At 67.5% G+C, this 26,381-nt stretch carries 17 protein-coding genes; 4 read left to right on the top strand and 13 right to left on the bottom strand.

Going from position 1 to position 26,381, the window contains the following annotated elements:
* Positions 1-89: 89 nt before the first annotated feature.
* The 4 genes from ADADO0_RS00560 to ADADO0_RS00545 all read right to left on the bottom strand — a co-directional run bounded on the left by ADADO0_RS00560 (position 90) and on the right by ADADO0_RS00545 (position 5,307).
* Positions 90-1,034, bottom strand: a complete 945-nt coding sequence (locus tag ADADO0_RS00560; protein ID WP_511303123.1) for an electron transfer flavoprotein subunit alpha/FixB family protein — start codon at positions 1,032-1,034, stop codon at positions 90-92.
* The gene (locus ADADO0_RS00555; RefSeq protein WP_511303122.1) at positions 1,034-1,783 is read right to left on the bottom strand and encodes an electron transfer flavoprotein subunit beta/FixA family protein; all 750 of its coding nucleotides are present in this window, start codon (positions 1,781-1,783) and stop codon (positions 1,034-1,036) included. Before ADADO0_RS00555 ends, ADADO0_RS00560 begins: the two co-directional genes overlap by 1 nt.
* 151 nt (positions 1,784-1,934) lie before the next feature.
* Positions 1,935-3,530, bottom strand: coding sequence for an HlyD family type I secretion periplasmic adaptor subunit (locus tag ADADO0_RS00550; protein ID WP_511303121.1), 1,596 nt, complete (start codon positions 3,528-3,530; stop codon positions 1,935-1,937).
* Between the two features lies 1 nt (position 3,531).
* Positions 3,532-5,307, bottom strand: a complete 1,776-nt coding sequence (locus tag ADADO0_RS00545) for a type I secretion system permease/ATPase (protein ID WP_511303120.1) — start codon at positions 5,305-5,307, stop codon at positions 3,532-3,534.
* Between the two features lie 280 nt (positions 5,308-5,587).
* Between ADADO0_RS00545 and ppc the strand changes: the two genes are divergently transcribed.
* A complete protein-coding gene (ppc, locus tag ADADO0_RS00540; RefSeq protein ID WP_511303119.1) occupies positions 5,588-8,389 on the top strand; it encodes a phosphoenolpyruvate carboxylase in 2,802 nt (933 codons plus the stop codon).
* Between the two features lie 58 nt (positions 8,390-8,447).
* Here ppc and ADADO0_RS00535 read toward each other — a convergent pair whose 3' ends face one another.
* Positions 8,448-10,130, bottom strand: a complete 1,683-nt coding sequence (locus ADADO0_RS00535) for an ankyrin repeat domain-containing protein (protein ID WP_511303117.1) — start codon at positions 10,128-10,130, stop codon at positions 8,448-8,450.
* Between the two features lie 425 nt (positions 10,131-10,555).
* Between ADADO0_RS00535 and ADADO0_RS00530 the strand changes: the two genes are divergently transcribed.
* Positions 10,556-11,851, top strand: a complete 1,296-nt coding sequence (locus ADADO0_RS00530; protein WP_511303115.1) for an adenylosuccinate synthase — start codon at positions 10,556-10,558, stop codon at positions 11,849-11,851.
* Between the two features lie 36 nt (positions 11,852-11,887).
* Entirely contained in the window at positions 11,888-13,180 is a 1,293-nt protein-coding gene (locus ADADO0_RS00525) for a hypothetical protein (protein ID WP_511303113.1), read from the top strand.
* A 252-nt stretch (positions 13,181-13,432) separates the two neighbouring features.
* Here ADADO0_RS00525 and mutS read toward each other — a convergent pair whose 3' ends face one another.
* The 6 genes from mutS to mnmG form a co-directional block, all read right to left on the bottom strand.
* A complete protein-coding gene (gene mutS / locus ADADO0_RS00520) occupies positions 13,433-16,237 on the bottom strand; it encodes a DNA mismatch repair protein MutS (protein ID WP_511303112.1) in 2,805 nt (934 codons plus the stop codon).
* A gap of 239 nt (positions 16,238-16,476) precedes the next feature.
* Positions 16,477-18,132: an inorganic phosphate transporter gene (locus ADADO0_RS00515; protein WP_511303111.1), complete on the bottom strand. Its 1,656-nt coding sequence runs from the start codon at positions 18,130-18,132 to the stop codon at positions 16,477-16,479.
* A gap of 126 nt (positions 18,133-18,258) precedes the next feature.
* Positions 18,259-19,125, bottom strand: a complete 867-nt coding sequence (locus ADADO0_RS00510; protein WP_511303109.1) for a ParB/RepB/Spo0J family partition protein — start codon at positions 19,123-19,125, stop codon at positions 18,259-18,261.
* 206 nt (positions 19,126-19,331) lie between these two features.
* Entirely contained in the window at positions 19,332-20,174 is an 843-nt protein-coding gene (locus tag ADADO0_RS00505; RefSeq protein ID WP_511303107.1) for a ParA family protein, read from the bottom strand.
* A 31-nt stretch (positions 20,175-20,205) separates the two neighbouring features.
* On the bottom strand, positions 20,206-20,883 hold the full coding sequence (gene rsmG / locus ADADO0_RS00500; protein WP_511303105.1) for a 16S rRNA (guanine(527)-N(7))-methyltransferase RsmG: 678 nt from the start codon (positions 20,881-20,883) through the stop codon (positions 20,206-20,208).
* A gap of 76 nt (positions 20,884-20,959) precedes the next feature.
* Positions 20,960-22,876, bottom strand: a complete 1,917-nt coding sequence (gene mnmG / locus ADADO0_RS00495; RefSeq protein WP_511303104.1) for a tRNA uridine-5-carboxymethylaminomethyl(34) synthesis enzyme MnmG — start codon at positions 22,874-22,876, stop codon at positions 20,960-20,962.
* Between the two features lie 132 nt (positions 22,877-23,008).
* On the opposite strand from mnmG, the gene ADADO0_RS00490 reads away from it, so the two are divergent.
* Positions 23,009-23,620, top strand: a complete 612-nt coding sequence (locus tag ADADO0_RS00490; RefSeq protein WP_511303102.1) for a YdeI/OmpD-associated family protein — start codon at positions 23,009-23,011, stop codon at positions 23,618-23,620.
* Positions 23,621-23,635: 15 nt separating this feature from the next.
* On the opposite strand, the gene ADADO0_RS00485 is transcribed toward ADADO0_RS00490, so the two are convergent.
* Both ADADO0_RS00485 and mnmE read right to left on the bottom strand, forming a co-directional pair.
* Positions 23,636-24,712, bottom strand: a complete 1,077-nt coding sequence (locus ADADO0_RS00485) for an acyltransferase family protein (RefSeq protein WP_511303100.1) — start codon at positions 24,710-24,712, stop codon at positions 23,636-23,638.
* Between the two features lie 289 nt (positions 24,713-25,001).
* Positions 25,002-26,321, bottom strand: coding sequence for a tRNA uridine-5-carboxymethylaminomethyl(34) synthesis GTPase MnmE (gene mnmE, locus ADADO0_RS00480; protein WP_511303099.1), 1,320 nt, complete (start codon positions 26,319-26,321; stop codon positions 25,002-25,004).
* Positions 26,322-26,381 lie beyond the last annotated feature (60 nt).

Here is a 26,381-nt window from a genome sequence, read left to right as displayed (position 1 = left end):
GGAGGCACGCCCCCACCGGTCAGCGTGACGGTGCCAAATGCTCGGTGCTCCGGGCGCCGGCCCTTGGCCCGTCGTCAGCCTTTGTTGCCTCAGCCTTTGGCCTTGGCGAGTTCGGCCTTCAGTTCCGGCACGATCGTGAATAGATCACCCACCAGGCCGTAATCGGCAACCTGGAAAATGGGTGCCTCCTCATCCTTGTTGATCGCAACGATCACCTTGGAATCCTTCATGCCGGCGAGATGCTGGATGGCGCCGGAAATTCCGATCGCCACATACAGCTCGGGGGCCACCACCTTGCCGGTCTGGCCGACCTGGAGATCGTTGGGCGCATAGCCCGCATCCACGGCGGCGCGCGAGGCGCCCACGGCGGCGCCGAAGGCGTCCGCCAGGGGCTCGATCACTTCGCTGAACTTCTCCTTGGAGGCCAAGGCCCGGCCGCCGGAGACGATGATCCGCGCCGCTGTCAGTTCCGGCCGGTCGGAGGCGGACAGAGCCTCGTCGACGAAGCTGGAGACACCAGGGTCTTCGCCCGCGCCCACCGCTTCGACCGGGGCGGAGCCGCCCTCGCCGGTCGCAGCGAACGAGGCGGTGCGCACCGTGATGACCTTCTTCGCCTCGCCGCTCTGCACGGTCTGGATGGCGTTTCCGGCGTAGATCGGCCGCTCGAACGTGTCGGGCGAGACCACCTTGATGATGTCCGACACCTGCATCACGTCCAGCAGCGCGGCGACGCGCGGCAGCACGTTCTTCACCATTGCGGTGGAGGGGCCGACGATGGCGTCGTAATTGCCGGCGAGGGAGACCACCAGCGCGGCCAGCGGCTCGGCGAGGCGGTGCGCATAGGTCGGGCCTTCGGCCAGCAGGACCTTCTCGACACCCGAAAGCTTCGCGGCGGCATCCGCCACGGCGGCGCAGCCAGAGCCGGCCACCAGGATATGCACCGGGCCGCCGAGGGCGGCGGCGGCGGTGAGGGCCTTGGCGGTGGTGCCGTTGAGGCTCGTGTTGTCGTGTTCGGCGATCAGCAGCGTCGTCATCAGATCACCCCAGCCTCGTCCTTCAGCTTCGCCACCAGTTCGGAAACCGAACCCACTTTCACGCCCGCCTTGCGGCCGGACGGTTCGGACGTCTTCAGCACCGTGAGGCGCGGCGTGACATCCACCCCGTAGCTGTCTGGGGTCTTCTCATCGATCGGCTTCTTCTTCGCCTTCATGATGTTGGGAAGCGAAGCATAGCGCGGCTCATTGAGGCGCAGGTCGGTGGTGACGATGGCGGGCAGGGTGAGCTTTACCGTCTGCGCGCCGCCGTCGACCTCGCGGGTCACCAGCACGGCACCCTCTTCGAGCGCCACCTTGGAGGCGAAGGTGCCCTGGCCCCAGCCGAGCAGGGCGGCGAGCATCTGGCCTGTCTGGTTGGCGTCGTCGTCGATCGCCTGCTTGCCGAGGATCACCAGGCTCGGGTTCTCCTCGCCAACGACGCCCTTGAGGATCTTGGCGACCGCGAGCGGCTCGGTGATGCCGTCGGTCTTCACCAGGATGCCGCGATCGGCGCCCATGGCGAGCGCGGTGCGCAGGGTTTCGGAGGCCTGGGCCGGGCCGATGGAAACGACGACCACTTCGGTGGCCTTGCCGGCTTCCTTCAGGCGAAGGGCTTCTTCGACCGCGATCTCGTCGAAGGGATTCATCGACATTTTGACGTTCGCAAGCTCGACGCCGGACCCGTCGGATTTGACGCGAACTTTCACGTTGTAGTCGACGACACGCTTCACGGGGACGAGGATTTTCATGCGGTGCGCGCTCCCTTGCCCAGCTTGCTGAGGGGGCCTTGGAACGGACTCCGCAGCTCATTTTCCGCCGCGGAACCCGCAGCGCAGCAATCCTGGGGGCGGCACCCTAGGAGTGGCCTCAAACCCTGTCAACGCCGAAGGGAACCGGCGCTTATTTCTCGCGGAAAGAGCGGGCCAGGGCATCGGCGAGGGGGCGTGTGAGATAGGACATCACGCTGCGTTCGCCGGTATTGAAAACCACCTCGGCCGGCATTCCCGGGCGCAGCCGCGCCTTCATGTCCTCGGGGATATCGGTCTTGCTCACCGCCACCACCGCCTGGAAGTAGGGCTGGTGCGTGGTCTCGTCCATCAGCCGGTCCGGCGACACGGTGCGCAGTTCGCCAAGGATCAGCGGGGTGGTGCGAGAATGGAACGCGGGGAAGCGCACCTCCACGCCTGACACGCCATTGTGCAGCCGGTCGATATCGGTGGTGGGGATCTGCGCGTCGACGATCAGTTCGTCGTTCTGCGGCACCACTTCCAGCATGGTGTCGCCGGGCCGCACCACCGCGCCGATGGAATAGATCTTGGGGTTGATGTTCTGCACCACCCCGGCGCGCGGCGCGCGGATATCGACGCGCTTCAGCACGTTCTCGGAGACGTTCAGCTTCTCCTTGAGGTCGGAGATTTTCTGGCGCGTCTCGACGATCTGCTGGGCGATCTCCTCCTGCTGCTTCTGGTTGAGCTGATTGATCTGCATCCGCATCTCGCCGATGTTCGCCTGCGCCTTCGCGGTGTCCGCGATGTTGCGGCCGACCACGCCCTGGAGGCGGGCCTTTTCACGCTGGAGCTGGGCCAGGCGGGGCTTGGAGACCAGGCCCTTGTCGCTGAGCTTCTGGATGCCGTCGAGTTCGTCGTCGCAATAGAACAATTGCTGGTCGGCGGAGGCGCGCTCGCGTGCCAGGCCGTCGATCTCGGTCTCACCCTGCTTGATGCGGTTGTTCAGAATCTCGACCTGCCCGGACATCGAGGCCCTGCGGTCGCGGAACTGCGCCAGCTGATCCGATATGGCGGCTTTCACCACGGGATCCAAAGCACGGGATTGCAGGGTGGGCGGGAAGACAACGGCGGGGGCCATGGCGCGCTCGGCTTCGAGGCGCGCCTCGGTGGCGAGTTGGCCGTCGAGTTGGGCGCGGATCGAATCGAAATTGGCGAGTGAAGTGGTCGGGTCCAGGCGGAACAGCACCTGCCCGGCCGACACCATCTGCGCATCCTTGACCAGGATTTCGGCGACGATGCCGCCTTCGAGATGCTGCACCACCTGCCGCTTGCTTTCCACCGACACCACGCCCGGCGCGATCACCGCGCTGTCGATGCTGGCAAAGGCCGCCCAACCGCCAAACACGCCGAAGGTCAGGGCGATGACGCCGTAGCCCATGGTCGCGACGCGGCGGTAGTCACCCGAGGGGGCGGGGGCGGGAATGCCGGAGGTGGCATCCACCAGGGTCTCTTCCTTCACCGGCGGAAGCAGGACATCGCGGACCGCAACGAGGCGCTTGCGCGCGTCGGCGACCAGGGCGCCCGCGTTCTCCGGCATGCGCCGTTCCAGCGAAGCCCGCAGGTTCGCGGCGTGGCCGACGGCGCTCGCCTTGAAAAGGGAAACCTTCGACGGCACCGGCGGGCGCGCCTCGGCGACCTTGGCTGCGGCCTTCTCGGGCGCAGAGATCTTTGTTGGGCTCTTTGCAGGATTGACGGGCGTCTCGCTCATGTCATGCCTCCACCACTGTGCCGGCCGGCGGCTGCACCCGCGCGGGCTGTCCGCCTTCCGGGCGCACAAGCCGGGGACCGAGCACCTTGGCGAGCACCTCGTCGCGCGGGCCGAACCCGTGCACGGTGCCTTCGTTCAGCAGCAAAATCATGTCGCACAGGCCAAGGCTGTTGGTCTTGTGGGTCACCAGCACCACCGTGCTGCCGGCCGCCTTCAGCGCCTGCACGGCGGCTGTGAGCGCCTGCTCGCCGGACGCATCAAGGCTGGCATTGGGCTCGTCCAGAATGATCAGCGCCGGCTTGCCATAGATGGCGCGGGCAAGCGCGACGCGCTGGCGCTGGCCGCCGGACAGCGAACCGCCGCTCTCGCCGATGTCGGTGTTGTAGCCCTGCGGCAGGCGCTGGATCATCTCGTGCACGCCGGCCATCTGCGCCGCCTCGACGATCTTGGCTTCGTCCCGCTCACCGAACCGGGCGATGTTGTCGGCGATGCTGCCGGCAAACAATTCCACATCCTGCGGCAGGTAGCCGAGCGAGCCGCCTAGCTGTTCCGGGTCCCAATGGGAGAGGTCCGAACCATCGAGCCGCACCGACCCGGCGCTGGCGGGCCACACCCCGACCAGAACGCGGGCGAGGCTGGACTTGCCGGCGGCGCTCGGCCCGATGACGCCCAGCGTCGCGCCGGCGGGGATCGCGAACGACACCCCGCGCAGCACCGGAACGTCGCGGCCGGGGGCATGGACCACGAGGTTTTCCACCTGCACCGCGCCGGTGGGGTTGGGCAGGCGCATCTTCGGACCCTGGGGCGGCATCATGCGCAGCAATTCCTGGACGCGCCGATAGGCCGAGCGGGCGGAAACGATGCCCTTCCAATTGCCGATGGCGGTCTCGATGGGCTGGATGCAGCGGCCGACCACGATCGAGGCGGCGATCATCATGCCGGGCGAAATCTCGCGGTTGATGGCGAGATAGGCGCCGAGCCCCAGGATCATGCTCTGCATGAACACGCGGTTGAACTTGGTGGCGGCCACCAGGAACGCCGCACGGTCCGCCGCCAGCCCCTGCCAGCCCATGGCGGCGCCGCGATGCACGCCCCAACGCTGGCGCAACTGGCGCACCATGCCCATGGCCTGGAGCACCTCGGCATTGCGGAAGGTCGTCACCGCCTGATTGTTGGCGCTGATGTTGGCCTTGGTGGCGCGGTCGAGGATCGGGCGCGTCACCCGGTCGTTGGCGAACGCAAGAACGCCGGAAATCAGGCAGCTCAGCACGGCGAGAATGCCGTACCAGGGGTGCAGCATGGTGGCGAAGATGATGTAGATCGGCACCCACGGCACGTCGCAGAACGAAATCACCCCGGCGCCAGCGAAGAAATCACGCACCGTGTCGACATCGCGCAGCGCCTGCACATGGCTGGGCGAAGGCCGCCGCAACGAGGCGCGCTGCACCGCGTCGAAGGCGTGCTCCTTGATGTTCTCGTCGAATTTCACGCCGGCACGGATCAGAAGCTGGGTGCGCAGCGCCTCCAGCGCGGCGCCCACTGCATAGAGAATGGCGACGATTACGGTCAGCAGCACCAGGGTCTGGATGCTCCGCGACGACAGCACGCGGTCATAGACCTGCATCATGTAGATCGAGCCGGTGAGGCCCAGCAGATTTATGAAGAAGCTGAAGGCCACAACGCTCCACATGGCCGGCTTCACCGCGCGGACCGCAAGGTCGAGGGCGGTGGAGGTTTGTGAAGCGTGCGCCTGTGAGGCCGCGATCGGCTGTGCCATGGTCCCCCCGGTGCGATGCCGCCCCCCGCGAGGCGTCGAAAGTCTTCCGGTCTCTCGCTTGTCGCCGCAAACCCTAGGTTCCGCAAGCCTTGCACCGCACACGCTCTGCGCAAACGGCTAAAACTCCGTGAAGCTGGCATGAATCTCGCCGGGTGGACGGGGTTTGCGCGGGCCTTTTACGGTGCGTCCCGCAACTTCTACTTCGCACCTGCCGCATAAGGTTTCGCTCCCGCAAAAAGACCCCTTAGAGTGTGCCAAACCAGCCAGAGCGGGAGCGGCCATGTCGAGCGCGGTGTGGGCAGTGATTGGTGAGCCAAGCGAGGATTCCAGCGACACCTCCAGCGACAAGGACCGGCCGCTGCGCGAGGACATCCGCCGCCTCGGGCGGCTGCTCGGCGACACGGTGCGCGAGCAGGAGGGCGAGCCGGTCTATCATCTGGTGGAAATCGTGCGGCGCACCTCGATCCGCTTCCACCGCCATGCCGACGAGGGCGCGCGGCAGGAGCTGGAAACCATTCTGGGCGAGCTTTCGCCGGAGGTGGCGGTGCAGATCATCCGCGCCTTCAGCTATTTCTCCCACCTCGCCAACATCGCCGAGGACGTGCACCACACCCGCCGCAACCGCGCCCATGAGATCGCCGGCTCCGCGCCGCGTCCGGGCACGGTCGCCAATGCCTTTGGGCGCGCCGCGGCGGCGGGGAAGTCAGCGGCCGACCTGCGGGATTTCTTCGCCGAAGCCTTGATCAGCCCGGTGCTGACCGCACACCCCACCGAGGTTCGGCGCAAGAGCACGCTGAACCGGGAAATGGAGATCGCCGGCCTGCTGGACCGCGCCGAGCGCGTCACCGCCACCCCGCGCGAGGCCGCCGAACAGGAGGAGGCGCTGCGGCGCGCCATCCTCACTTTGTGGCAGACCGCACTGCTCCGGCGCATCAAGCTGACCGTGATGGACGAGGTCACCAACGGCCTGTCCTATTACGACTACACCTTCCTGGAAGAGCTGCCGCGCCTGTTCTGTGCGGTGGAGGACCATCTGGAAACGCTGGACGAGAGCACCGCGCCGGAGGTTCCCTCCTTCCTGCGCATCGGCTCCTGGATCGGCGGCGACCGGGACGGCAATCCCTTCGTCACTGCCACCGTACTGCGCGAGACGGTGGAGATGCATCGCGAGCGCATCATGCGCTTCTACCAGGAGCAGGTGGTCACGCTGGCCGCCGAACTCTCCCTGGCGAGCCGGCTGGTCAAGGTGTCCAAGGACATGCGCGCGCTCATGGCGCTTTCGCCCGACCTTGGCATGAGCAATCGCGAGGAGCCCTACCGTGTCGCGCTCTCGGTGGTGCTGGCGCGCCTGCAGGGCGCCGCCGCCGTGCTGCGGGGCGAGACGCCAGCCCCGGTGGCACCGGGGCTTGAACCCTACGTGTCCGCCGCCGCCCTGGGGGCGGATCTCGACGTTATCTACCGTTCACTCGCGGAGAATGGCTCGCGGGTGCTGGCACGGGGGCGGCTGCGGCAATTGCGTCGGGCAGCGGACTGTTTCGGCTTTCATCTCGCCAGTGTCGATCTGCGCCAGAATTCCGAGGTCCACGAGCGCACGGTCGGCGAACTGCTGGAAGCGGTGGTGCCCGGCACTGCCTACGGGCAGCTGGACGAGGACGCCCGCATTGCCCTCCTCACGCAGGAGCTTGCCACCGCACGGCCCCTGGCCTCGCGCTACCTGAGCTATAGTGAGGAGACCCGTGACGAACTGGCGATCTTCGCTGCCGGTGCCGAGGCCCACGCAGCGCTCGGCGAGGCGGTGATCCCCAATTGCATCATCTCCAAGACCGAAGGCGTCTCCGACATGCTGGAGGCAGCGCTGCTGCTGAAGGAGGTGGGGCTGGTGCGCGCCGACGGCACCAGCGCGATCAATGTGGTGCCGCTGTTCGAGACCATCGGCGATCTGCAGGCCTGCGCGCCGGTGATGGACCGCCTGTTCTCAATCCCAGCCTACCGCGCCTTGGTGGACAGCCGGGGCGGGGTGCAGGAGGTGATGCTCGGCTATTCCGACAGCAACAAGGACGGCGGCTTCGTCACCTCCGGCTGGGAATTATACAAGGCCGAGATCGGGCTGATCGAGGTGTTCCGCCGCCACGGCGTGAAGCTGCGCCTGTTCCACGGGCGCGGCGGCTCGGTGGGGCGCGGCGGCGGCCCGAGCTATGACGCCATCCTCGCCCAGCCGGGCGGGGCGGTAAACGGGCAGATCCGCGTCACCGAGCAGGGTGAGATCATCTCCTCCAAATTCTCCAACCCCGAGGTCGGCCGGCGCAATCTGGAGATCCTGGTGGCGGCGACGCTGGAAGCCACCCTGCTTCAGTCAGGCGAGACCGCGCCGCGTCCCGACTTCCTGACCAACATGGAAGAATTGTCGCAATCGGCGTTCGATGCCTATCGCGGGCTGGTCTACGAGACCCCGGGCTTCGAGGATTATTTCTGGGGTTCCACCGTGATCTCGGAGATCGCCACCCTCAACATCGGCTCGCGCCCCGCCTCGCGGAAAAAGACGCGGGCCATCACCGCGCTCAGAGCCATCCCCTGGGTGTTCTCCTGGGCGCAGTGCCGCCTGATGCTGCCGGCCTGGTACGGCTTCGCGACCGCCGTGGACAAATTCCTCGCCGACCGCCCGGACGGCATGGAGCAGCTTCGCGCCATGTATCGCGACTGGCCGTTCTTCCGCACCCTTTTGTCCAACATGGACATGGTGCTGTCCAAGAGTTCGCTGGCCGTCGCCTCGCGCTATGCCGAACTGGTGGAGGACGTGGTTCTGCGCGAGCGCATCTTCTCGCGCATCAAGGCGGAATATGAGGGATCGGTCGGCCGGCTGCTGGAAATCATGAGCCAGGAGAAGCTGCTTGAGAGCAACCCGCTGCTCGACCGCTCGATCCGCAACCGCTTCCCCTATCTCGATCCGCTCAACCATGTGCAGATCGAACTGCTCAAGGCGCATCGACGCAACCGCTCGGCCGTCGGCCCCGACGACAAGGTGCTGCACGGTATCCAGTTGACCATCAACGGCATCTCGGCGGGCCTGCGCAACAGCGGATGACCACCGGCGCCTTGCTTGCTGTATGGCGGCGCCAGCAAGGCCTGGAGCATTCCGCCTGTCAGCGAGGTGTGGAAATGCGCGGGATTCCGGCCTCCATCAGGTCGGCCGCCGCGTCGAAATCATGTTCGCGGGCCACATCGATGGCGCTGCAGCCCTTCCCGTCGCGCAGGGTGGGGTCCGCACCGTGGGCGAGAAGAATGCGCGCCACATCGACTGCGAGATCGGGGTCGTCCGGCAGGCAGAACAGCGGGGTCGGGGCTACCTCGTCCGGCAGGCGAAGGTTGGACATCCCAGGCGCGGCCCGTAGGACCGCCTCAAGCCGCTCGAGCCGTCCCATATAGGCGAGGGTGCGCACGTCGTGGCTCAGCGGCGCCATCCGCTCTGCCACATGCGGATTTCCCATCACCACCGACCAACTGAGCGGCGTGCCCTTCCAGCGCCGCTCGTGCAGGTCGACATCGGCGCCGGCGGCGATCAGCAGGTCGACCGCGTCCAATGAACCGGCCTGAGCCGCCCGGTGAAGCGGGCTGATGCCGTCTTCGCCAAGATTTAAGGCAGAGGCGCCGAGCGACAGCAGAAGGGCGACGGCGGGCGCGTTTCCGAATTCCGCCGCTGCGATGAGCGGCGCGGGGTCGTCCAGCATCGCCGGATCGGCCGCGAGCAGGACACGGGCCGCCGGCTCGTCCACGCGAAGGCAGGCGGCCTGGAAGGCCTGCACGCCCTTTAATGGGGACAACCTTGAGCCATGGCGTTCCAGCAGGACGACCATCTCGATGAAACCCGAAAGCTGGGCCAAGGCATGGACCGGCTGGCCCGTATAGGCGTGGGGCGTATCGGGGTCTGCTCCCCGCACCAGCAGCCATTCGGCGCGGGCGAGATGGTTCTGGGCGACAGCATTGCCCAATAGATAATTGAGCGTACTCATCGCCAGCGTGCCGCCGGGCCGTCCGGCGGCTGGATCGCGCCAGCCGTCGGCAATGCCCTGCGCTTCGCAGTGGCGCCACAGTACCTCGTACCAATGGGTGTCTTTGCCGACGATGGAGATGTCGTAAAGCGCCTGGAAGTCGAACGGATCGGCACCGGCCGCGATCAATAGTTCCACCAGCTCCCCGGCCTGCGGATGGCTGGGCTTGGCGCCCTCGCCCAGCCGGATGGCGCCGGTCACGACCTTGAACGAATTGCCCCAGCCATCGTCGAACTGGAAGTTGGGATCGGCGCCGGCCTCCAGCAGGCGCTGCGCGATGGCGACTGCGTTGACGGAATCCAGACGGCTGTAGGCGACATAGGCGAGAGCGGTCCAGTTCAGCGTACCACCGGCTGCGCGCGCGTCCTCGGGATTTCGCGCCAGGCGCCGCTCAACCGTCGCGAGGTCGCCGCACGCGGCGCCGGTGAACAGGTTTTCGCGGGCAAGGCCGGGCTCCAGCCGGAGCAGGCGGCGCGCCAGGGAGAGGTCGCCGTCCCAGCCGTGGCGCAGCACCTGATCGACGCGTGCCGCGCGAGTCTTGCCGGCCAGGGCGAGTTCCTCGATTGCTGCCTTGAGCGCGATCCAGCTCTCGCAGCCATGGTCCAGCGCAAGGGCGTGCTGGATGTGGCGAAGACCGGGCTCGGCCGGCGCGTCCGGCCACGCCGCAGCGAACCGGGCTGTAGCCTTTGCGTCACCAGCGCGCAGAGCTTTCAGCCAGCGCTTGGCCTCTTTCCGGAGGCTAATGATATTGGTCTGGGGCGTGAGGGCGCGGCCCATTGGAAAACCTTCCTTCCAATAGCCTTGTGTCCGCTTACGAAAGGCCGGAAGAAGGGTTCGTAAGGATTAGGTCAACTGGATGGGAGCTGGCTCCCTTGCCGCGGACAGGCGGCGCTCCAAGTGCGCGCTGTCAGGATCAAAAACCAACAGGGCCGGCGCTGTCAACCAGAGCTGGTCCCGGCCACGCCGCCCGATCATCCGGGTCGGCCACACCGGCCGGAGCCGCAGCCTCGGGCGGCGGTGTGTCGAACCGGCACCGGTTTCGCCATGGGGCGTGCCCGAGACGATCCGCGCCTTGCCTCCACGGATGCGATCTTCTATGACGCGGGCTTAATGGCCCCGGACCAAACTGGGGCTTTGCTTTGTTTGCGCGGCTGCCACATCCCAAGGGACGGCAAGCAGCGCCCGGCGGAGGACCTCACGCGGTGGCCAACGTGGTCGTGGTCGGCTCGCAATGGGGCGACGAAGGCAAAGGCAAGATCGTCGACTGGCTTTCCGAGCAGGCCGACGTGGTCGTTCGATTCCAGGGCGGGCACAATGCCGGCCATACCCTGGTGGTGGACGGCGTCGTCTATAAGCTGTCGCTGCTGCCGTCCGGCGTCGTGCGCCCGGGCAAGCTATCTGTCATCGGCAATGGCGTGGTCCTCGACCCGCAGGCGCTGGTGGACGAACTGGCGCGGCTCGCCAAGCAAGGCGTCGTGATCGGCCCTGACCGGCTGCGCATCGCCGAAACCACCCCCCTCATCCTGCCGGTGCACCGCGAACTCGACGCCCTGCGCGAGAATGCCGCGAGCCCGGAGACCCGGATCGGCACCACCCGACGCGGCATCGGCCCGGCGTATGAGGACAAGGTGGGACGGCGCGCCATCCGGCTGGTCGATCTTTCCGACACCTCCACGCTTCCGGCCAAGGTCGACCGGCTGCTGACCCACCACAATCTGCTGCGCAAGGGCCTCGGCCTTGAGCCGGTGGACGCTGCCGCGCTGATCGCCTATTTGGAGGCATTGGCGCCCCAGGTCCTGCCGTTCATGGACCGGGTGTGGGACTTGCTGGACAAGGCCCGGCGCGAGGGCAAGCGCATCCTGTTCGAGGGCGCGCAAGGTTCGCTGCTGGACATCGACCACGGCACCTATCCCTATGTGACCTCATCCAACACGGTCGCCTCTTCCGCGGCGAGCGGGTCGGGTGTCGGTCCCTCGGCGCTGGATTATGTGCTGGGCATCACCAAGGCCTACACCACCCGCGTCGGCGAAGGCCCCTTCCCCACCGAACTGACCGACGCCGTCGGGCAGACCTTGGGCACCGTGGGCCGCGAGTTCGGCGTCGTCACCGGACGGCCGCGCCGCTGCGGCTGGTTCGATGCAGTGCTGGTGCGCCAGACGGTGAAGACCTGTGGCATCGACGGCATCGCGCTGACCAAGCTCGACGTGCTGGACGGGTTCGACGAGATCAAGATCTGCGTCGGCTATCGCCTCGACGGCAAGGAGATCGACTATCTCCCGGCCGAAGGTGGCGCGCAGACCCGGCTTGAGCCGATCTATGAGACCATCCACGGCTGGCGTGAATCCACGGCCGGGGCACGCTCCTGGGCGGATCTTCCGGCCGGCGCGGTGAAATATGTGCGCTGGGTGGAGGAGCTTATCGGCTGCCCCGTGGCGATCCTGTCCACGAGCCCGGAACGGAACGACACAATTCTCGTTCAAAATCCGTTCCAGGCTTAACCAAGGCTTTGCCTCTACCGGGCATTCTTCTGACCCATGGCCGATTACTACCCGCTCCTGGTTCGCGCGATCGCCGGGCTCGCCCAGAATACCGGCGAGACCCGCAAGATCGTGTTCGATCGCGCTCGTGGTGCGCTGCTGAAGCAGTTGCGCAGCGTCGAGCCGCCTTTGCCCGAGGGCGAGATCGGCCGCGAGCGCCAGGCGCTGGAAAGCGCCATTCGCCGAATCGAGGAAGAGAACAAGCCTGAGCCGGTCGAAGAGCCGGTCGTTGAAGAACCCGTAGCCGAGCCCGAGGCGCCGCCCCCGGCACCGCCGGTTGAAGCCCCCCCTGAGCCCACACCTCCCCCGGCTCCGGAGCCGGTCGAAGCGCCCGCCGCCCAGGCCGAACCGGAGGAAGCGGTTTCCCCCGCCACCGACCAGCGGCCCAAGGTCGGCCGAGGCAACAAGGTCGGCAGCCGCTCCGAGCGTCCGCGCATGCCCGCCAAGGAAGCCGGCACCGGCGCGCCGCGCTGGCAGCGCACCGTGCTGGTCGTGGCGCTGATCGGCGTGCTGATCGCTGGCGGCGCCTATGCAATCGTGAACCGCGAAACCCTGTTCGGCGGCCAGAAGCAGACCGCCGCCGTCGTGCCGGCGCAGCCGGCCGATGCCGCCAAGAGCGCCGACCACAGCAAAAGCTCCGACCGTGTGAACCAGGCGAGCACCGACAACCGGCGCTCACCCGTGGCCGCCCCGCGCGCCAGCGCCACCACCCAGCGGGCCTATCTGTTCGAGGAGGCACAGGGCGCAGCTCAGGGCCTCCAGAGCTATGAGGGCACGGTGACCTGGAAGACCGAGACCGTGAACGGCGGCCCCGGAATGCCGCCGGACCTCGGCATTCGCGCCGACCTTCAGATCCCTGGCCGGATGTCGATCAGCTTCACGCTTCGCCGCAATACCGACCAGGCGCTGCCGGCCTCGCACACGGTGGAGATCACCTTCACCCTGCCGGCGGATTTCGCCTATGGCGGCATCAGCAATGTGCCCGGCATCCGCATGAAGCAGACCGAGAGCGCCCAGGGCGCGCCGCTCGCCGGCCTGTCGGTGCGGGTCAGCCCGACCTATTTCCTGGTTGGCCTCTCTGCGGTGCAGGCCGACAAGGAGCGCAACATCGAGCTGCTCCAGACCCGGCCCTGGATCGATATTCCGGTGGTCTACACCAACCAGAAGCGGGCAATCCTCGCCTTCGAGAAGGGCCCGACCGGCGACGCCGCGTTCCGCGACGCCTTCTCGGCCTGGGGCGAACTCCTGCCCACCGCTCCCCCGCCGATGCCGTTCACCCCGCCGGGTTGAGGCTGAACAGAGCAGGCTTGTCGGGGCGCATTTGTCCTGGGCTCATGCAACGGAGCGCAGCGCAGTGGAATGCGACCCGGGACTCAGCGCAAAGGATCGCCAAAGGCGCTTCAATCCATCTTCGGCGCCACGCGACGAAGATGCTCTCCGCGCTGGTCGCGGATTGACGGGTTCCCCGGACTTTTGCGCTGGGCCCCGGATCTGCGCTCCGGCTACGCCGTCGCTTGTCCGGGACAAAGCACCAGCACTCCCTCAGCCCTTCCCTGTCCGCCGTACAGCCTTGAGCGCATAGAGCGCTTCCAGGGCGGCGCGGGGCGTCAGTTCGTCCGGGTCGATATCGTCCAGGGCAATGCTGAGCCGGTCGTCGGCCGGCGCGTGAGGTGCCTCGGCCGCCGGGCGGCGCGCGGCGGCAAACAGTGGCAGTTCGTCCACCAGCCGCTGTGAGGGCGAGGCCCGTTCCGCCGCTTCCAGTTCCGCCAGCACCGCCTTGGCGCGGGCGATCACCGCCGGCGGCAGGCCTGCGAGCCGCGCGACCTGGATGCCGTAAGAGCGGTCGGCCGCGCCTTGTACCACCTCGTGGAGGAACACCACGTCGCCCTGCCATTCCGCCACCTTCACGGTGGCGTTGGTGAGCCGGGCGCAGCGCTGGGAGAGCGCGGTCAATTCATGGAAATGGGTCGCGAACAGCGCGCGGCTGCGGTTCACCTCGTGCAGATGCTCCAGGCTTGCCCAGGCGATCGACATGCCGTCGAACGTCGCGGTGCCGCGGCCGATTTCATCCAGGATCACCAGCGAGCGCGGCGTCGCCTGGTTCAGGATGGCCGCGGTTTCCACCATCTCCACCATGAAGGTGGAGCGGCCGCGCGCCAGATCGTCCGCCGCACCCACGCGGGAGAACAACCGGTCGACGATGCCGAGGCGGGCGGCCCGCGCCGGCACGAAGCAGCCGGCCTGCGCCAGCACCGCCACCAGCGCGTTCTGGCGCAGGAAAGTGGACTTGCCGGCCATGTTCGGGCCGGTCACGAGCCAGATGCGCCCGCCCTCCGTTCCCTCCGGCGGGGAGAGATCGCAATCATTGGCAACGAACGGACCCTTGGCGCGGGCCAGAGCCTGCTCGACCACGGGGTGCCGGCCGCCCTCGATGTGAAAGTCGAAACCCTCGGTCATTTCGGGGCGAACGTGGCGCTCGTCCACCGCGAGACGGGCCAGCGCGGCGTGCACATCCAGTTCGGCCAGGGCTTCGGCGGCGGAGCGGATTTCATCCGACGCCTCCACCACATCCGCTGCCAGCCGGTCGAACAAAGCCTGCTCAATGGCGAGCGCCCGCTCTCCGGCCGAAGCGATCCGGCTTTCCAGGTCCGCCAGTTCGATGCTGGTGAACCGCACCGCCCCCGCCAGGGTCTGGCGATGGGTGAAGGTGGCGAGATGCGGCGGCTCGCGTAGCTTCTCCCCGTGCTGTGCCGTCACCTCGACGAAATAGCCCAGCACCGCATTGTGCCGGATCTTCAGCGTCTTGATGCCGGTTTCGTCGACATAGCGCCGTTCCAGCGCCGCCACGATCCGCCGGCTTTCGTCCCTGAGACCACGAGTGTTGTCGAGATCGGGATCATAGCCGGCACGGATGAAGCTGCCGTCGCGGCGCAGGTGCGGCGGCTCCTCCACCAGGGCGGCGAGGAGGTCGCGCGCCAGCCCCGGCTCGGCCCGCGCCAAGGCGGTGGCGCAGCGGGCGAGGTCGGCCGGCGGGGTGCCGGAGAAGGCGGCGGCGAGCGCGAACCCCTCCTCTAGGCCCTGGCCGATGGCGAGAAGATCGCGCGGCGAGCCACGTCCCAGGGAGAGGCGCGAGAGCGCGCGGGCAAGGTCCGGCGCCCCGGCGAGCCGTCGGCGCAGGGTGGCGGTCAATTCGGGATCATGGGCGAGATGGGCCACCGCATCGTGCCGGGCGCGGATGGCTGAGAGGTCGGTGAGCGGCTCGGAGAGGCGCCGCGCCAGAAGCCGGGCGCCGGCCGCCGTCACGGTGCGGTCCACGGCGGCCAGCAGCGAGCCGCGCCGGTCGCCGGACGTGGTGCGCACCAGTTCCAGATTGGTGCGGGTGCCGGCGTCGATCAGCATGGCCCCGCCGTCCGCCTCGCGGGTGGGCGGGGCGAGCGCCGGGCGGGCGCCGAGTTGGGTCCGCTCCACATAAGAGACGATGGCGGCGGCGGCGATCAGTTCGGCCCGGCCGAAGCTGCCGAAGGCGTCGAGGGTGGCGACCCGGAAGAACTGCGCCAGCCGCTGCTCGGCGCCAGCCCCCTCGAACCCCTGGCGCGGCAGCGGCGTCACCGCCGGCAGGGCGTCCCAGACGTCGCGCAGGTCGGGATCGTCATAGAGCACGTCGGAAAGCAGAACCTCGGCCGGCTCGATCCGCGCCAGATCCGCCGACAGATTGGCGCGGCTGGACGCGGCAACCCGGAAACCGCCGGTGGAAACATCGGCATAGGCAAGGCCATAGGCGTGGGCATCATCGCCCGCCCGCACCCGCGCCACGGCCATCAGGACATTCTCGCGCTTGGCATCCAGCAGCGCGTCCTCGGTGATGGTGCCGGGGGTGACGAGCCGGGTCACGTCCCGCCGCACCACGCTCTTGCCGCCCCTCTTGCGGGCCTCGGCCGGGTCTTCCAACTGCTCGCAGACCGCCACCCGGAAGCCCAGCGCGATCAGCTTGTGGAGATATTCCTCGGCGCGGGAGACCGGCACCCCGCACATGGGGATGTCCTCTCCCAGATGCTTGCCGCGCTTGGTGAGCACGATGCCCAGCGCCTGCGAGGCGCGTTCCGCATCCTCGAAGAACAGCTCATAGAAATCGCCCATGCGGTAGAACAGCAGGCAATCCGGATTGGCCGCCTTGATCTCCACATATTGCGCCATGACCGGGGTGACGTAGCCCGCCGCAGCCGGGACCGGCTGGCTTTCATCGCGTTTCGGCGCGTCCGGCGCGACTGCGGGCACCTCTATCGACGCCTCGGCGGGCAAATCGGCAGCGGCCTCATCCGGCGCGGGCACAGCGGCATGATCGGTCATGGCCGCACGCTAGTTTGCGCCGCAGCCCGAGGGAAGCGAGCCCCGCGCGCCATCCCCGGAAACACGGCTTTCTCCCCTTAAATGACAGAGCGGCGCCGAGGATTCCCTCTCCCGCTTGCGGGGGGAGGGGTAGGGAGGGGGAATTGGTGAGAGAGGGTTGGGTGTGCTTCTCCTGAGGCTCACTGCCCCCTCCCCGGCCCTCCCCCGCAAGCGGGAGAGGGAGAAGCAACGCCCCTTCCTCACATGAACTGGCGCAGGAGGAGGTAGAGGCCGCCTGAGAGCAGGATCGCGGCCGGCAGGGTGAGGACCCAGGCCATCGCGAGGTTGCGGATGGTGGAGAGCTGAAGGCCGGAGCGGTTCGCAGCCATGGTGCCGGCGACGCCGGAGGAGAGGACGTGGGTGGTGGACACCGGCAGGCCGTAATGGTCTGCGGCGAAGATGGTGCCCATGGCCACGAGTTCGGCGACGCCGCCCTGGGCATAGGTGAGGTGGGTCTTGCCGATCTTCTCGCCCACCGTGATGACGATGCGCTTCCAGCCCACCATCGTGCCGAGCCCAAGCGCGATCGCGACCGCCACCTTCACCCAGAGCGGAATGAACTTGGTGGCCTCGTCCAGCGAACGCTTGAACGCGGCGAGGTTTTCCCTGGTCTCCGGGTCGAACTTGGGCTCGCCCGCCTTGGTCATGATGCGGATGGTCTCGGAGGCGAGATACATGTCGTTGCGCATGTTCGGCACGATGGCGGCGGGCACCTGGGCCAGCGAGGTGGTGGTGGCCACCATGGCGCCCATCTCGCGGGCGATCTGCGCAAGCGCCGGCACAGTGTCGGGCTGCAAATCATGGTCGCGAACGAAGACGGTGAGGATGCCGCGCGCGTTGCTGGACGGCACGGCCTGCGGGTCCGCCTCCCCCGCCGGCACCGGCGGCAGTCCTTTTGTCAGCGAGGCGGCGGTGGCAAGCGTCAGGGCGCGGAACTCGGCCACATCCTCCGGCGCTACCGCCCGGTTGAGGGCATAGGTGGTGGGAACGATGCCGATGAGGATGAGCATGATGAGCCCCATGCCCTTCTGCCCGTCGTTGGAGCCGTGGGCGAACGAGACCCCAGTGCAGGTCAGCACCAGCAGGCTGCGGATCCACCACGGCGGGGCCTTGTTGGCCTTGGGCTCTTTGTACAGTGCGGGGTTCTTCACCATCGCCTTGAGCGCCAGCAGCAGCGCGCCGGCGGCGAAGAAGCCGACCACGGGTGAAAGCAGAAGCGAATAACCGATGTTCGCCGCCTGGCTCCAGTCCACGCCGGAGAGCCCGCTATGCCCCTGATACAGCTGGTTGGCGATGCCCACCCCCATGATCGAGCCGATCAGCGTGTGGGAGGAGGAAGCCGGCAGGCCGAGATACCAGGTGCCGAGATTCCACAGAATAGCGGCGATCAGCAGGGCGAACACCATGGCCATGCCGGCGCTCGACCCGACATTGAGGATCAACTCCACGGGCAAAAGCTGGATGATGCCGAACGCCACCGCGCCGGAGGACACCAGCACGCCGATGAAATTCCAGCAGCCCGACCACACCACGGCGAAATGCGCCGGCAGGGAATGGGTGTAGATGACGGTCGCGACCGCGTTGGCGGTGTCGTGAAAGCCGTTCACGAACTCGAAGCCCAGCGCGATCAGCAGCGCCAGAAACAGCATCAGGAACGCCATGAAGGCGAGCGAGCCGGGTGCCGCCGCCTGGACGTCGGTCCATATCGATCCCGCCACATAGAGCAGGCCGCCGACCAGGACCGCGAAGAACAGGAAGGTCTGGAGCCTGCTCGGCGGCGCGTCCGGTATCACGCTCGACTTCGACTTGCTTGGCTTCGGGGAAGGTGCCGTCGCCGGGCGCGCCATGTCGCTCATGAATGTCCCTCGCCTTTCGCAGAGCGAAGGCCTATGCGCCAGACCCATGACGCCCACATGACGGTACGCCTATGACGTCGGAGCGCCAAGATGGGGCGGCTTACACAATCGTATGACGACGGAGCTTCAGTCCGCCCCGAGCTTGCGGCACAGCAAATCAAGCTGGTCGAGATCGGAAAAGCGGATACGCAACTCGCCCGCTTCGCCCTTGGACTGGAGCGAGACGGCGAGGCCCAGGATATCCGACAGGCGCTTTTCCAGTGCCCGCGTATCGGCATCCTTGGGCGCGGCGACCCGGTTGGCGATGGCGGCCTTGGCCTTGCCGAGGTTTTCCACGTCGCGGACGGTCAGGCCCTTTTCCATGATCTGCCGGGCGAGCCGCTCGGGATCGTCATGGGTCAGCAGCGCGCGGGCGGCGCCGGGGCTGATCCGGCCATCGGCGAGATAGACCTTCACTCCCTCCGGCAGCTTCAGAAGGCGCAGGGTGTTGGCGATGTGCGGGCGGCTCTTGCCGATCACCTTGGCGAGGTCCGCCTGGGTGTAGTCGAACTGCGCCATCAGCGCCTCATAGCCCTGGGCCTCTTCCAGCGCGTTGAGGTCAGCGCGCTGGACGTTCTCGATGATGGCGATTTCCAGCGCCTCGCGATCGCTGAGGTCCACCACGATGACGGGAATCTCGTGCAGCCCGGCCCGCTGCGCGGCGCGCCAGCGGCGCTCGCCGGCGACGATCTCATAGCGGTCGCCGTCCTGCGGGCGCACCACGATGGGCTGGATGATGCCCTTCTCGCGGATCGAATTAGCCAGTTCCTCCAACCCCTCCTCGCGGAAGGTGCGGCGCGGGTTGCGGGCGCTCGGGCGCACGAACTCGATGGGCACCCTGCGGTCGCCCCTGGCACTCTTCTGATTCGGCGCGGGGCGCGCCTCGTCGGGCCCCATGTCGCCGATCAGCGCCGCCAGCCCACGCCCGAGCCGCGAACGGCCTTCCTCCGCCATGATGTGTCGTTCCTTTGTCTTGGTTTATCTCAATTCAGTGCCAAAGCGCCCCCTCTCCCGCTTGCGGGGGAGGGTTGGGGAGGGGGCGGCCGCTTCAGAGCCTAGGCCCCACCCGGTCGATCATCACCATTTCCCCCTCCCTAGCCCTCCCCCGCAAGCGGGAGAGGGAACTCGCAATGGCTCTGCGGGGGAAAGGCCTCAAATCCTTAAGCCGCCACCGCCCGCGCGGCGCGCTCGCGCTGGATCACTTCGGAGGCGAGCCGTAGATAGGCCTGCGAGCCCGCGCATTTCAAATCATAAAGCAGCACCGGCTTGCCGTAGGACGGCGCCTCGGACACCCGGACGTTGCGGGGAATGACGGTCTGGTAGACCTTGTCGCCCATGAAGCTGCGCACATCCGCCATCACCTGGTCGGAGAGGTTGTTGCGGTTGTCGTACATGGTCAGCACGATGCCGTGGATGGTGAGGCTCGGATTGAGGGCCGCGCGCACCTGCTCCACGGTCTTCAGCAATTGGGAGAGCCCCTCCAGCGCGAAGAACTCGCATTGCAGCGGCACGACGATGGCGTTCGCCGCCGCCATGGCGTTCACGGTGATGAGCGAAAGCGAGGGCGGGCAATCGATCAGCACATAGGTGAAGCGCGGCGCCAGCGGATCTTCCGCCAGTGCCTTCAGCGCCGCCTTCAGGCGGAAATTGCGGTCGCGCTCGTGCGAAATCTCCATCTCCAGCCCGGACAGGTCGAGGCTGGAGGGCGCCACGTAAAGCGCCGGCACGCCGCTCTCCTGCACCGCGTCCAGCATGGCGGCGTCGCCGTAGAGCACGTCATAGGTGGTGATCTTGCGGCGTGACCGCTCGATACCAAGGCCGGTGGAGGCATTGCCCTGAGGGTCGAGGTCCACCACCAGCACGGTCTCGCCGATGGCGGCGAGCGCGGTGCCGAGGTTGATGGCGGTTGTGGTCTTCCCCACCCCGCCCTTCTGGTTGGCGAGCGCGAGGATGCGCGGCGTGGCACCGCCGGTGATCGGGGCGGTGGTGGGGGATTGGATCATGTGCGCGTGTCCGCGTATGGCTGCCCTGCCTTCAACCTCTGGGGTTTCCCTTGAGGTTTCCAGGCTTCGGGGAGGAGGCCGTTTTCTCCGCCCGCGTCACCAGCAGAACCCGTCCGTCGGGATCGCTGAGGCTACGGCGAAGTTCATATTGGAGTGTCCAGTCTTTGCGCGCGGCGGTCAATTCGCCTTCCGCATCCTTTCCCTTCTGAAACACCCCGAGCGCGCCTGCGGCGAGGAACGGCGCGGCGAGGTCCAGCAGCTTGGGCAGCGGCGCCAGGGCGCGGGCGGACACCACCTGCGTGCCCGGCGCAAGCGCCTGCGCCACCTGCTCAATCCGCTGCGGGTGCACACTCACGGGCAGGCTCGCGCGCCGCGCCGCCTCGCGCAGAAACGCCGCCTTGCGGGTGTCGCTTTCCACCAGCGCCATTTTCGATCCCGCCCGCTCCGCCAGCACCGCCGCGACAACGAGACCGGGAAATCCACCCCCTGAACCCAAGTCGACCCAGGACAAGGGGGTTTCGGGAACATGGTTCATCAATTGCAGCGAATCGGCGATGTGGCGGGACCAGAGGTCGGGAATGGTCGCCGGGGCGACGAGATTTATCGTCTTCTGCCAATGGATTAGCAGATCGGCGATGATTTCCAGGCGGGCGAATGTTTCACGTGAAACCGCATTTTGCACCGATGTGCGTGTCGATGTGGCCATCATCAAGGCCCCCCAAGCGGTAGATCTGGACGGATCACGGTGGCCTCCAACGCCCATGTCCACGACTCGTCCCCGGTATTCACAGGGCGACATCCGCCACACCCGCCTCGGCATGCGTCTTCGCCCCCTGCCGACGGGCATACGTGACCAGCAGCGCCAGAGCGGCGGGGGTCATCCCTTCCATCCGCCCCGCCTGCCCCACGGTGCGCGGACGCACCCGGGCGAGCTTCTGCTTCAGCTCGTTCGAGAGGCCTGGAAGGTCGGCATAGGCGAGGTCGTCCGGCAGGATGAGATTTTCGTCGCGGCGCAGGGTGGCGATATCGGCGGCCTGCCGGTCGAGATAGACGGCGTATTTCGCGTCGATCTCCAACTGCTCACCAATAGCCGGCAAAATAGCGTTGAATTCCGGCCATATCCGGCTAATGACCGACATGTCGATGTCGGGATAGGCGAGAAGATCGAAGGCGGTACGGCGCTGTCCGTCGCGGTTGAGCGCAAGCCCGTGGGTCGCCGCCTCGTTGGGCGTCAGGCTCAGCGCGCGGGCACGGGCACGGGCGCTTTCCAGCGCCGTCGCCTTCTCCGCGAAAGCGCGGATCCGGGTGCGGCTGATGAGGCCCAGGGAAATGCCGCGCGGGGTAAGGCGCTGGTCGGCATTGTCGGCCCGCAGCGTCAGGCGATATTCCGCGCGCGAGGTGAACATGCGGTAGGGCTCGGTGACGCCGCGCGTCACCAGATCGTCCACCATCACCCCGAGATAGCCCTCCGCCCTGTCGATCACCACCCCCGCCCCTCCCCCGGCGCGGCGGGTGGCATTGAGCCCCGCCAGCAGACCCTGGGCGGCGGCCTCCTCATAGCCGGTGGTGCCGTTGATCTGGCCGGCGAGAAACAGGCCGGGGGCGCGCTTCACCTCCAGCGTGGGCGAAAGCTCGCGCGGGTCCACATGGTCGTATTCGATGGCATAGCCGGGCCGCAGGATCACCACCTTCTCAAGACCCGGCATGGTTGCCAGGAACGCCCGTTGCACGTCTTCCGGCAGCGAGGTGGAAATACCGTTGGGATAGACCGTGGGATCGTCCAGCCCCTCCGGCTCCAGGAAGATCTGGTGACCGTCGCGGTCGCCGAAGCGCACCACCTTATCCTCGATGGAGGGGCAATAGCGCGGGCCGGTGCTCTCGATCCGCCCGGAATACATGGCGGAGCGGGAGAGGTTGGCGCGAATCACATCGTGGGTCGCCTGGGTGGTGCGGGTGATGCCGCATTCCACCTGGGGGTTCGGCAGATGGGTGGTGAGGGTGGAGAACGCCTCCGGCACCTCGTCGCCCGGCTGCATCTCAAGCGACGCCCAATCGATGGTGCGCCCGTCCAGGCGCGGCGGCGTGCCGGTCTTAAGCCGACCCAGCGCCAGGCCCAGCCGCGCCAGGGTGCCGGAGAGGCCGAGCGAGGGCTTCTCGCCGATGCGCCCGGCCGGGATCTGCACCTCGCCCATATGGATCAGGCCGTTGAGGAAGGTGCCGGTGGTGAGCACCACGGCGCCGCAGGCGAACACGCGCCCGTCGGTGAGGACGAGGCCGGTCACTTGCCCGGTCACTTGCCCACTCACTTGCCCCTCGCTCAGCACCAGGTCGTCCACCTCGCCTTCGATGATGGTGAGGCTGGCATATTCAGCGAGCGCAGCCTGCATGGCGCGGGCATAGAGCTTGCGGTCGGCCTGGGCGCGCGGACCGCGCACCGCCGGACCCTTGCGCCGGTTGAGCAACCGGAACTGGATGCCGCCCTGGTCCGCCACCCGGCCCATGAGGCCGTCGAGCGCATCCACCTCGCGCACGAGATGGCCCTTGCCCAGGCCGCCGATGGCGGGATTGCACGACATGGCGCCGATGGTCGCCGCGCTCATGGTGACAAGCGCCGTGCGCGCGCCAAGGCGCGCCGCCGCAGCCGCCGCCTCGCAGCCGGCATGCCCGCCGCCCACCACCATCACATCGAACGTCGTGTCCATGATCCCGATCCATCGCCGCCACTGCGGCCTTGTGTCGATCCTGTTGGAACGCCACTTTCGCGGCGCGGTCAAGGCACGCGCGCGCCTGGTCGTTTACGATGAGATGTTTCACGTGAAACATGTAGGACGCCCATGGCCAAGACCGCACCCGATCTGCCCGTCCTCTGCTTTCCGAACCTTGCCGCCTGGACCCGGTGGCTGGAACAAACCGGGCCGACATCGCCCGGCATCTGGCTGAAGCTTGCGAAGAAAAGCGCACCGGTCCCGACCCTGTCCAAGGAGGACGCCGTCCAGGGTGCGCTTTGCCACGGCTGGATCGACGGCCAGCTTCGGCCGCTGGATGACGATTACTGGCTGATCCGCTTCGCGCCCCGCCGGCCGAGGAGCGTCTGGTCGCAGCGCAATCGGACACGGGCGATCACCCTCATGGAAAATGGCGAGATGCGCCCGGCGGGTCTGCGCGAGATCGCGGCGGCGAAGGCGGACGGGCGCTGGGACAAAGCCTATGCCCCCCAAGGCACGGAGAAGGTGCCGGCGGATTTCCAGGCGGCCCTGGACACCGCGCCGGAAGCCGCCCGCTTCTTCGCGACGCTGAAGGGGCCGAACCGCTACGCCGTGCTCTATCGCATCCAGACCGCCAAGACGGAGAAGACCCGCGCGGCGCGCATCGCGAAATTCGTCGGCATGCTGGACCGGGGAGAGGTGTTCTATCCCAAGACGGGGAAAGCCGAGGGCGGGAATTGAATCCCCCTCCCCCGGCTACGCCGCCTTCTCCCGCGGACGCCGCTCGAAACGCTTCCCGAGATTTTGCCCCGGCTTCTCGATGAGAACATAGGTGGCGGCGGAAACAAGGATGGTCAGCGCCAGGACGACAGCAAACTTCACCGTGAGATTTGCCGGCGTCATGGCGCCCAGCATGTGCAGCACCGCCGAATGGCTGAGATAGAGGCTGTAGCTGATCAGGCCGAGATACTGGACCGGCCGGTTGCTCAGCAGCGCGTTGGTCAGCAGCGCACGCCGGCTGCCGAGCGCGATGATGGCGAAGGTCGCCGCCGAGAACAGCACGAAATCGGTGCGCAGCGCTCCCACCACCACATTCAGCTTGAACGCCAGGGCAAGAATGGCTGCGGCGGACCCTAGGAGGGCGAGATCGCCCGCCCATCCCGGCGCGGCGAACCGCTCCCGGATGCGGAATGCCGCGATGCCAAGGGCAAAGCAGAACACATAGGGCAGCGGGCTCCACATGAAGGCCAGCCCGGCAAACTCCTGCTTCACCGGCAGGCGGGAGAGGTTGGAGAGGCCGAGGCGATACAGCCCATAAGACCCCGCCACCAGCAGCGCGATCTGCATCCAGTTGCGCACCCGCACCAGAACCATCGGGATCAGCAGGTAATAGAACATCTCGATCGGCAGCGACCATTCCACGCCGATGATGGAATCGGCGATGCGGTAATCCAGGAAGCTGAGGAAGCTGACGTGCAGCAGCACATTGTAGGCATCCACCGGCACCTTGAAGATTTCCACCCACCCCGCAGGCGGCACGAGCCCCAGAGCCACGACGGCGATCCAGAAATAATACGGCGGCGCGATGCGCCAGAACCGGCGGTTCAGATAGGCACCATAGCTCGGCGCCTGGAGATAGGAGGCGCTGACGCTAAAGCCGGAGATGACGAAGAACACATAGACCCCGCCCCGCCCCGCCATTTCGACGAACGCCGCCCCCGCCGCCCCCATCTCCCGCAGCCCTGCCCCACCCGCGTGCAGCAGCACCACTGCGATCGCCGCAACGGCGCGCAGGCCGGTGATGAAATTGGTGTCGCCGTAATCCTTGGTCATCCGCCCGCCGCTGTATCTGGGGCTTCAGTGATAGCCGGGGATGGGGCGGGTGCGAAGGGGCGTTTCGGGTGGGAGAGGCGTGTGTTGCGGTTGGTGGGGTCGGCCTCAATCCAGTGAGATCAGGTTGCCCCGACCGGTGCGAACGCGCTCCCTCTCCGCTTGCTGGGGAGGGGGCCAGTGAGGATGGGAGGAACGCCGCTATGCAGCGAGGTGCCGGCTTCTCACCAAGGCCACTGCATCGGAGCGGACGCACCCGCCCACCAAGAATGTTTCACATGAAACATTCCGCTCACTTCCCGATGCAGAAGGTCCGAAACAGGGCGTCCAGCACGTCCTCGACGTCCACCCGTCCCACCACCGCATCGAGCGCCCGCGCCGCGAGCCGTAAGTCCTCTGCAAACAGGTCTTCGGCGAATGCAGCGCCGGTGGACTTGGCACGCTCCAGATGCTCTAGCGCGAGCAACAGGGCGTGGCGCTGACGGGCGCGGGTGATGAGGGCGGGCTCGCCGCCGGCGAGGCCTTCCGCCCGTGCGGAGATGAGGCGCACCAGATCGTCGATGCCGTGGCCGGTGAGCGCCGAGATCGCCAGCGCCTCCCCTTCCACCATGACGCCGCCGGTGTCGCCCTCGCCGATATCCGCCTTGGTCCGCACGGGGATCGCGCCGGGCAGATCGGCGGGCGCGGGGTCATCGTGTGGGCTCAACCACAGCACCAGATCGGCAGTGGCGGCGCGGGCGCGGGCGCGGCGCACGCCTTCCGCCTCGATCTCGTCGGTCGTGTCGCGCAGGCCCGCCGTATCGATGAGCGTCACCGCCTGGCCGGCGAGTTCGAGATGCACCTCTAATATGTCCCGCGTCGTGCCGGGGATATGCGAGACGATGGCGGCATCGCGCCCGGCGAGGCGGTTCAACAGGGTGGATTTTCCCGCATTGGGCGGGCCGGCGATGGCGATGGCGAGGCCGTCGCGCACCCGTTCGCCGCGTTCCGCATCCACCAGGGCGGCCCGCAGCTCGGCGCACAGGGCGGCCGCTTCCTGCCGCGCGGGGGCGGATAGGTCGTCGGGAACGTCACCTTCGTCGGAGAAATCGACGGTGGCTTCCACCAGCATCAGCGCCCGCACCAGCCGTTCTCGCCACAGCGAGACCCGCCTGGACAGACCACCAGAGGCTAGCGCCAAAGCCTGCCGGCGCTGCGCCTCGGTCTCGGCGGCGATAAGGTCGGCGAGGCCCTCCACCTCGGCGAGGTCCATCTTGCCGGAGGCATGGGCGCGGCGGGTGAATTCCCCCGGCTCGGCCGGCCGGAACCCGGCGATGCCTGCCAGCGTTCGCAGAACCGAGGCCACCACAGCCCGCCCGCCGTGCAGGTGCAGTTCAACGATATCCTCCCCGGTGGCGCTGGCGGGCGCGGGAAAGAACAGGATCAGCCCCTGGTCCAGCGGCGCGCCGGCCGCGTCGCGCAGGATCTTGAAGGTGGCGTGGCGTGGTGCGGGGACGGCCCCCGCCATGAGCCGCGCCGCGGCCTGGGCATCCGGCCCCGATACGCGCACCACCGCGACGCCCGAGGGCAAACGACCGCTGGACAGGGCGAAGATGGTGTCCGATGACCGCACGAGAGAGCCCTCGACAGGGAACAGGATGGTGGCACGACGCGTCGCCTGCCCTTCCTTCTT

The sequence above is a fragment of the Aquabacter sp. genome, from assembly GCF_965279295.1.
Lineage (GTDB): Bacteria > Pseudomonadota > Alphaproteobacteria > Rhizobiales > Xanthobacteraceae > Aquabacter.
Note: the sequence above shows the minus strand (reverse complement) of the source record. Positions and strands in the feature narration are given on the sequence as shown.

Excerpts from the sequence above, each read along its gene's own strand:
- ADADO0_RS00560 (WP_511303123.1), bottom strand. The coding sequence starts at position 1,034 with ATGACGACGCTGCTGATCGCCGAACACGACAACACGAGCCTCAACGGC.
- ADADO0_RS00555 (WP_511303122.1), bottom strand. The coding sequence starts at position 1,783 with ATGAAAATCCTCGTCCCCGTGAAGCGTGTCGTCGACTACAACGTGAAA.
- ADADO0_RS00550 (WP_511303121.1), bottom strand. The coding sequence starts at position 3,530 with ATGAGCGAGACGCCCGTCAATCCTGCAAAGAGCCCAACAAAGATCTCT.
- ADADO0_RS00545 (WP_511303120.1), bottom strand. The coding sequence starts at position 5,307 with ATGGCACAGCCGATCGCGGCCTCACAGGCGCACGCTTCACAAACCTCC.
- ppc (WP_511303119.1), top strand. The coding sequence starts at position 5,588 with ATGTCGAGCGCGGTGTGGGCAGTGATTGGTGAGCCAAGCGAGGATTCC.
- ADADO0_RS00535 (WP_511303117.1), bottom strand. The coding sequence starts at position 10,130 with ATGGGCCGCGCCCTCACGCCCCAGACCAATATCATTAGCCTCCGGAAA.
- ADADO0_RS00525 (WP_511303113.1), top strand. The coding sequence starts at position 11,888 with ATGGCCGATTACTACCCGCTCCTGGTTCGCGCGATCGCCGGGCTCGCC.
- mutS (WP_511303112.1), bottom strand. The coding sequence starts at position 16,237 with ATGACCGATCATGCCGCTGTGCCCGCGCCGGATGAGGCCGCTGCCGAT.
- ADADO0_RS00515 (WP_511303111.1), bottom strand. The coding sequence starts at position 18,132 with ATGAGCGACATGGCGCGCCCGGCGACGGCACCTTCCCCGAAGCCAAGC.
- ADADO0_RS00510 (WP_511303109.1), bottom strand. The coding sequence starts at position 19,125 with ATGGCGGAGGAAGGCCGTTCGCGGCTCGGGCGTGGGCTGGCGGCGCTG.
- ADADO0_RS00505 (WP_511303107.1), bottom strand. The coding sequence starts at position 20,174 with ATGATCCAATCCCCCACCACCGCCCCGATCACCGGCGGTGCCACGCCG.
- rsmG (WP_511303105.1), bottom strand. The coding sequence starts at position 20,883 with ATGATGGCCACATCGACACGCACATCGGTGCAAAATGCGGTTTCACGT.
- mnmG (WP_511303104.1), bottom strand. The coding sequence starts at position 22,876 with ATGGACACGACGTTCGATGTGATGGTGGTGGGCGGCGGGCATGCCGGC.
- ADADO0_RS00490 (WP_511303102.1), top strand. The coding sequence starts at position 23,009 with ATGGCCAAGACCGCACCCGATCTGCCCGTCCTCTGCTTTCCGAACCTT.
- ADADO0_RS00485 (WP_511303100.1), bottom strand. The coding sequence starts at position 24,712 with ATGACCAAGGATTACGGCGACACCAATTTCATCACCGGCCTGCGCGCC.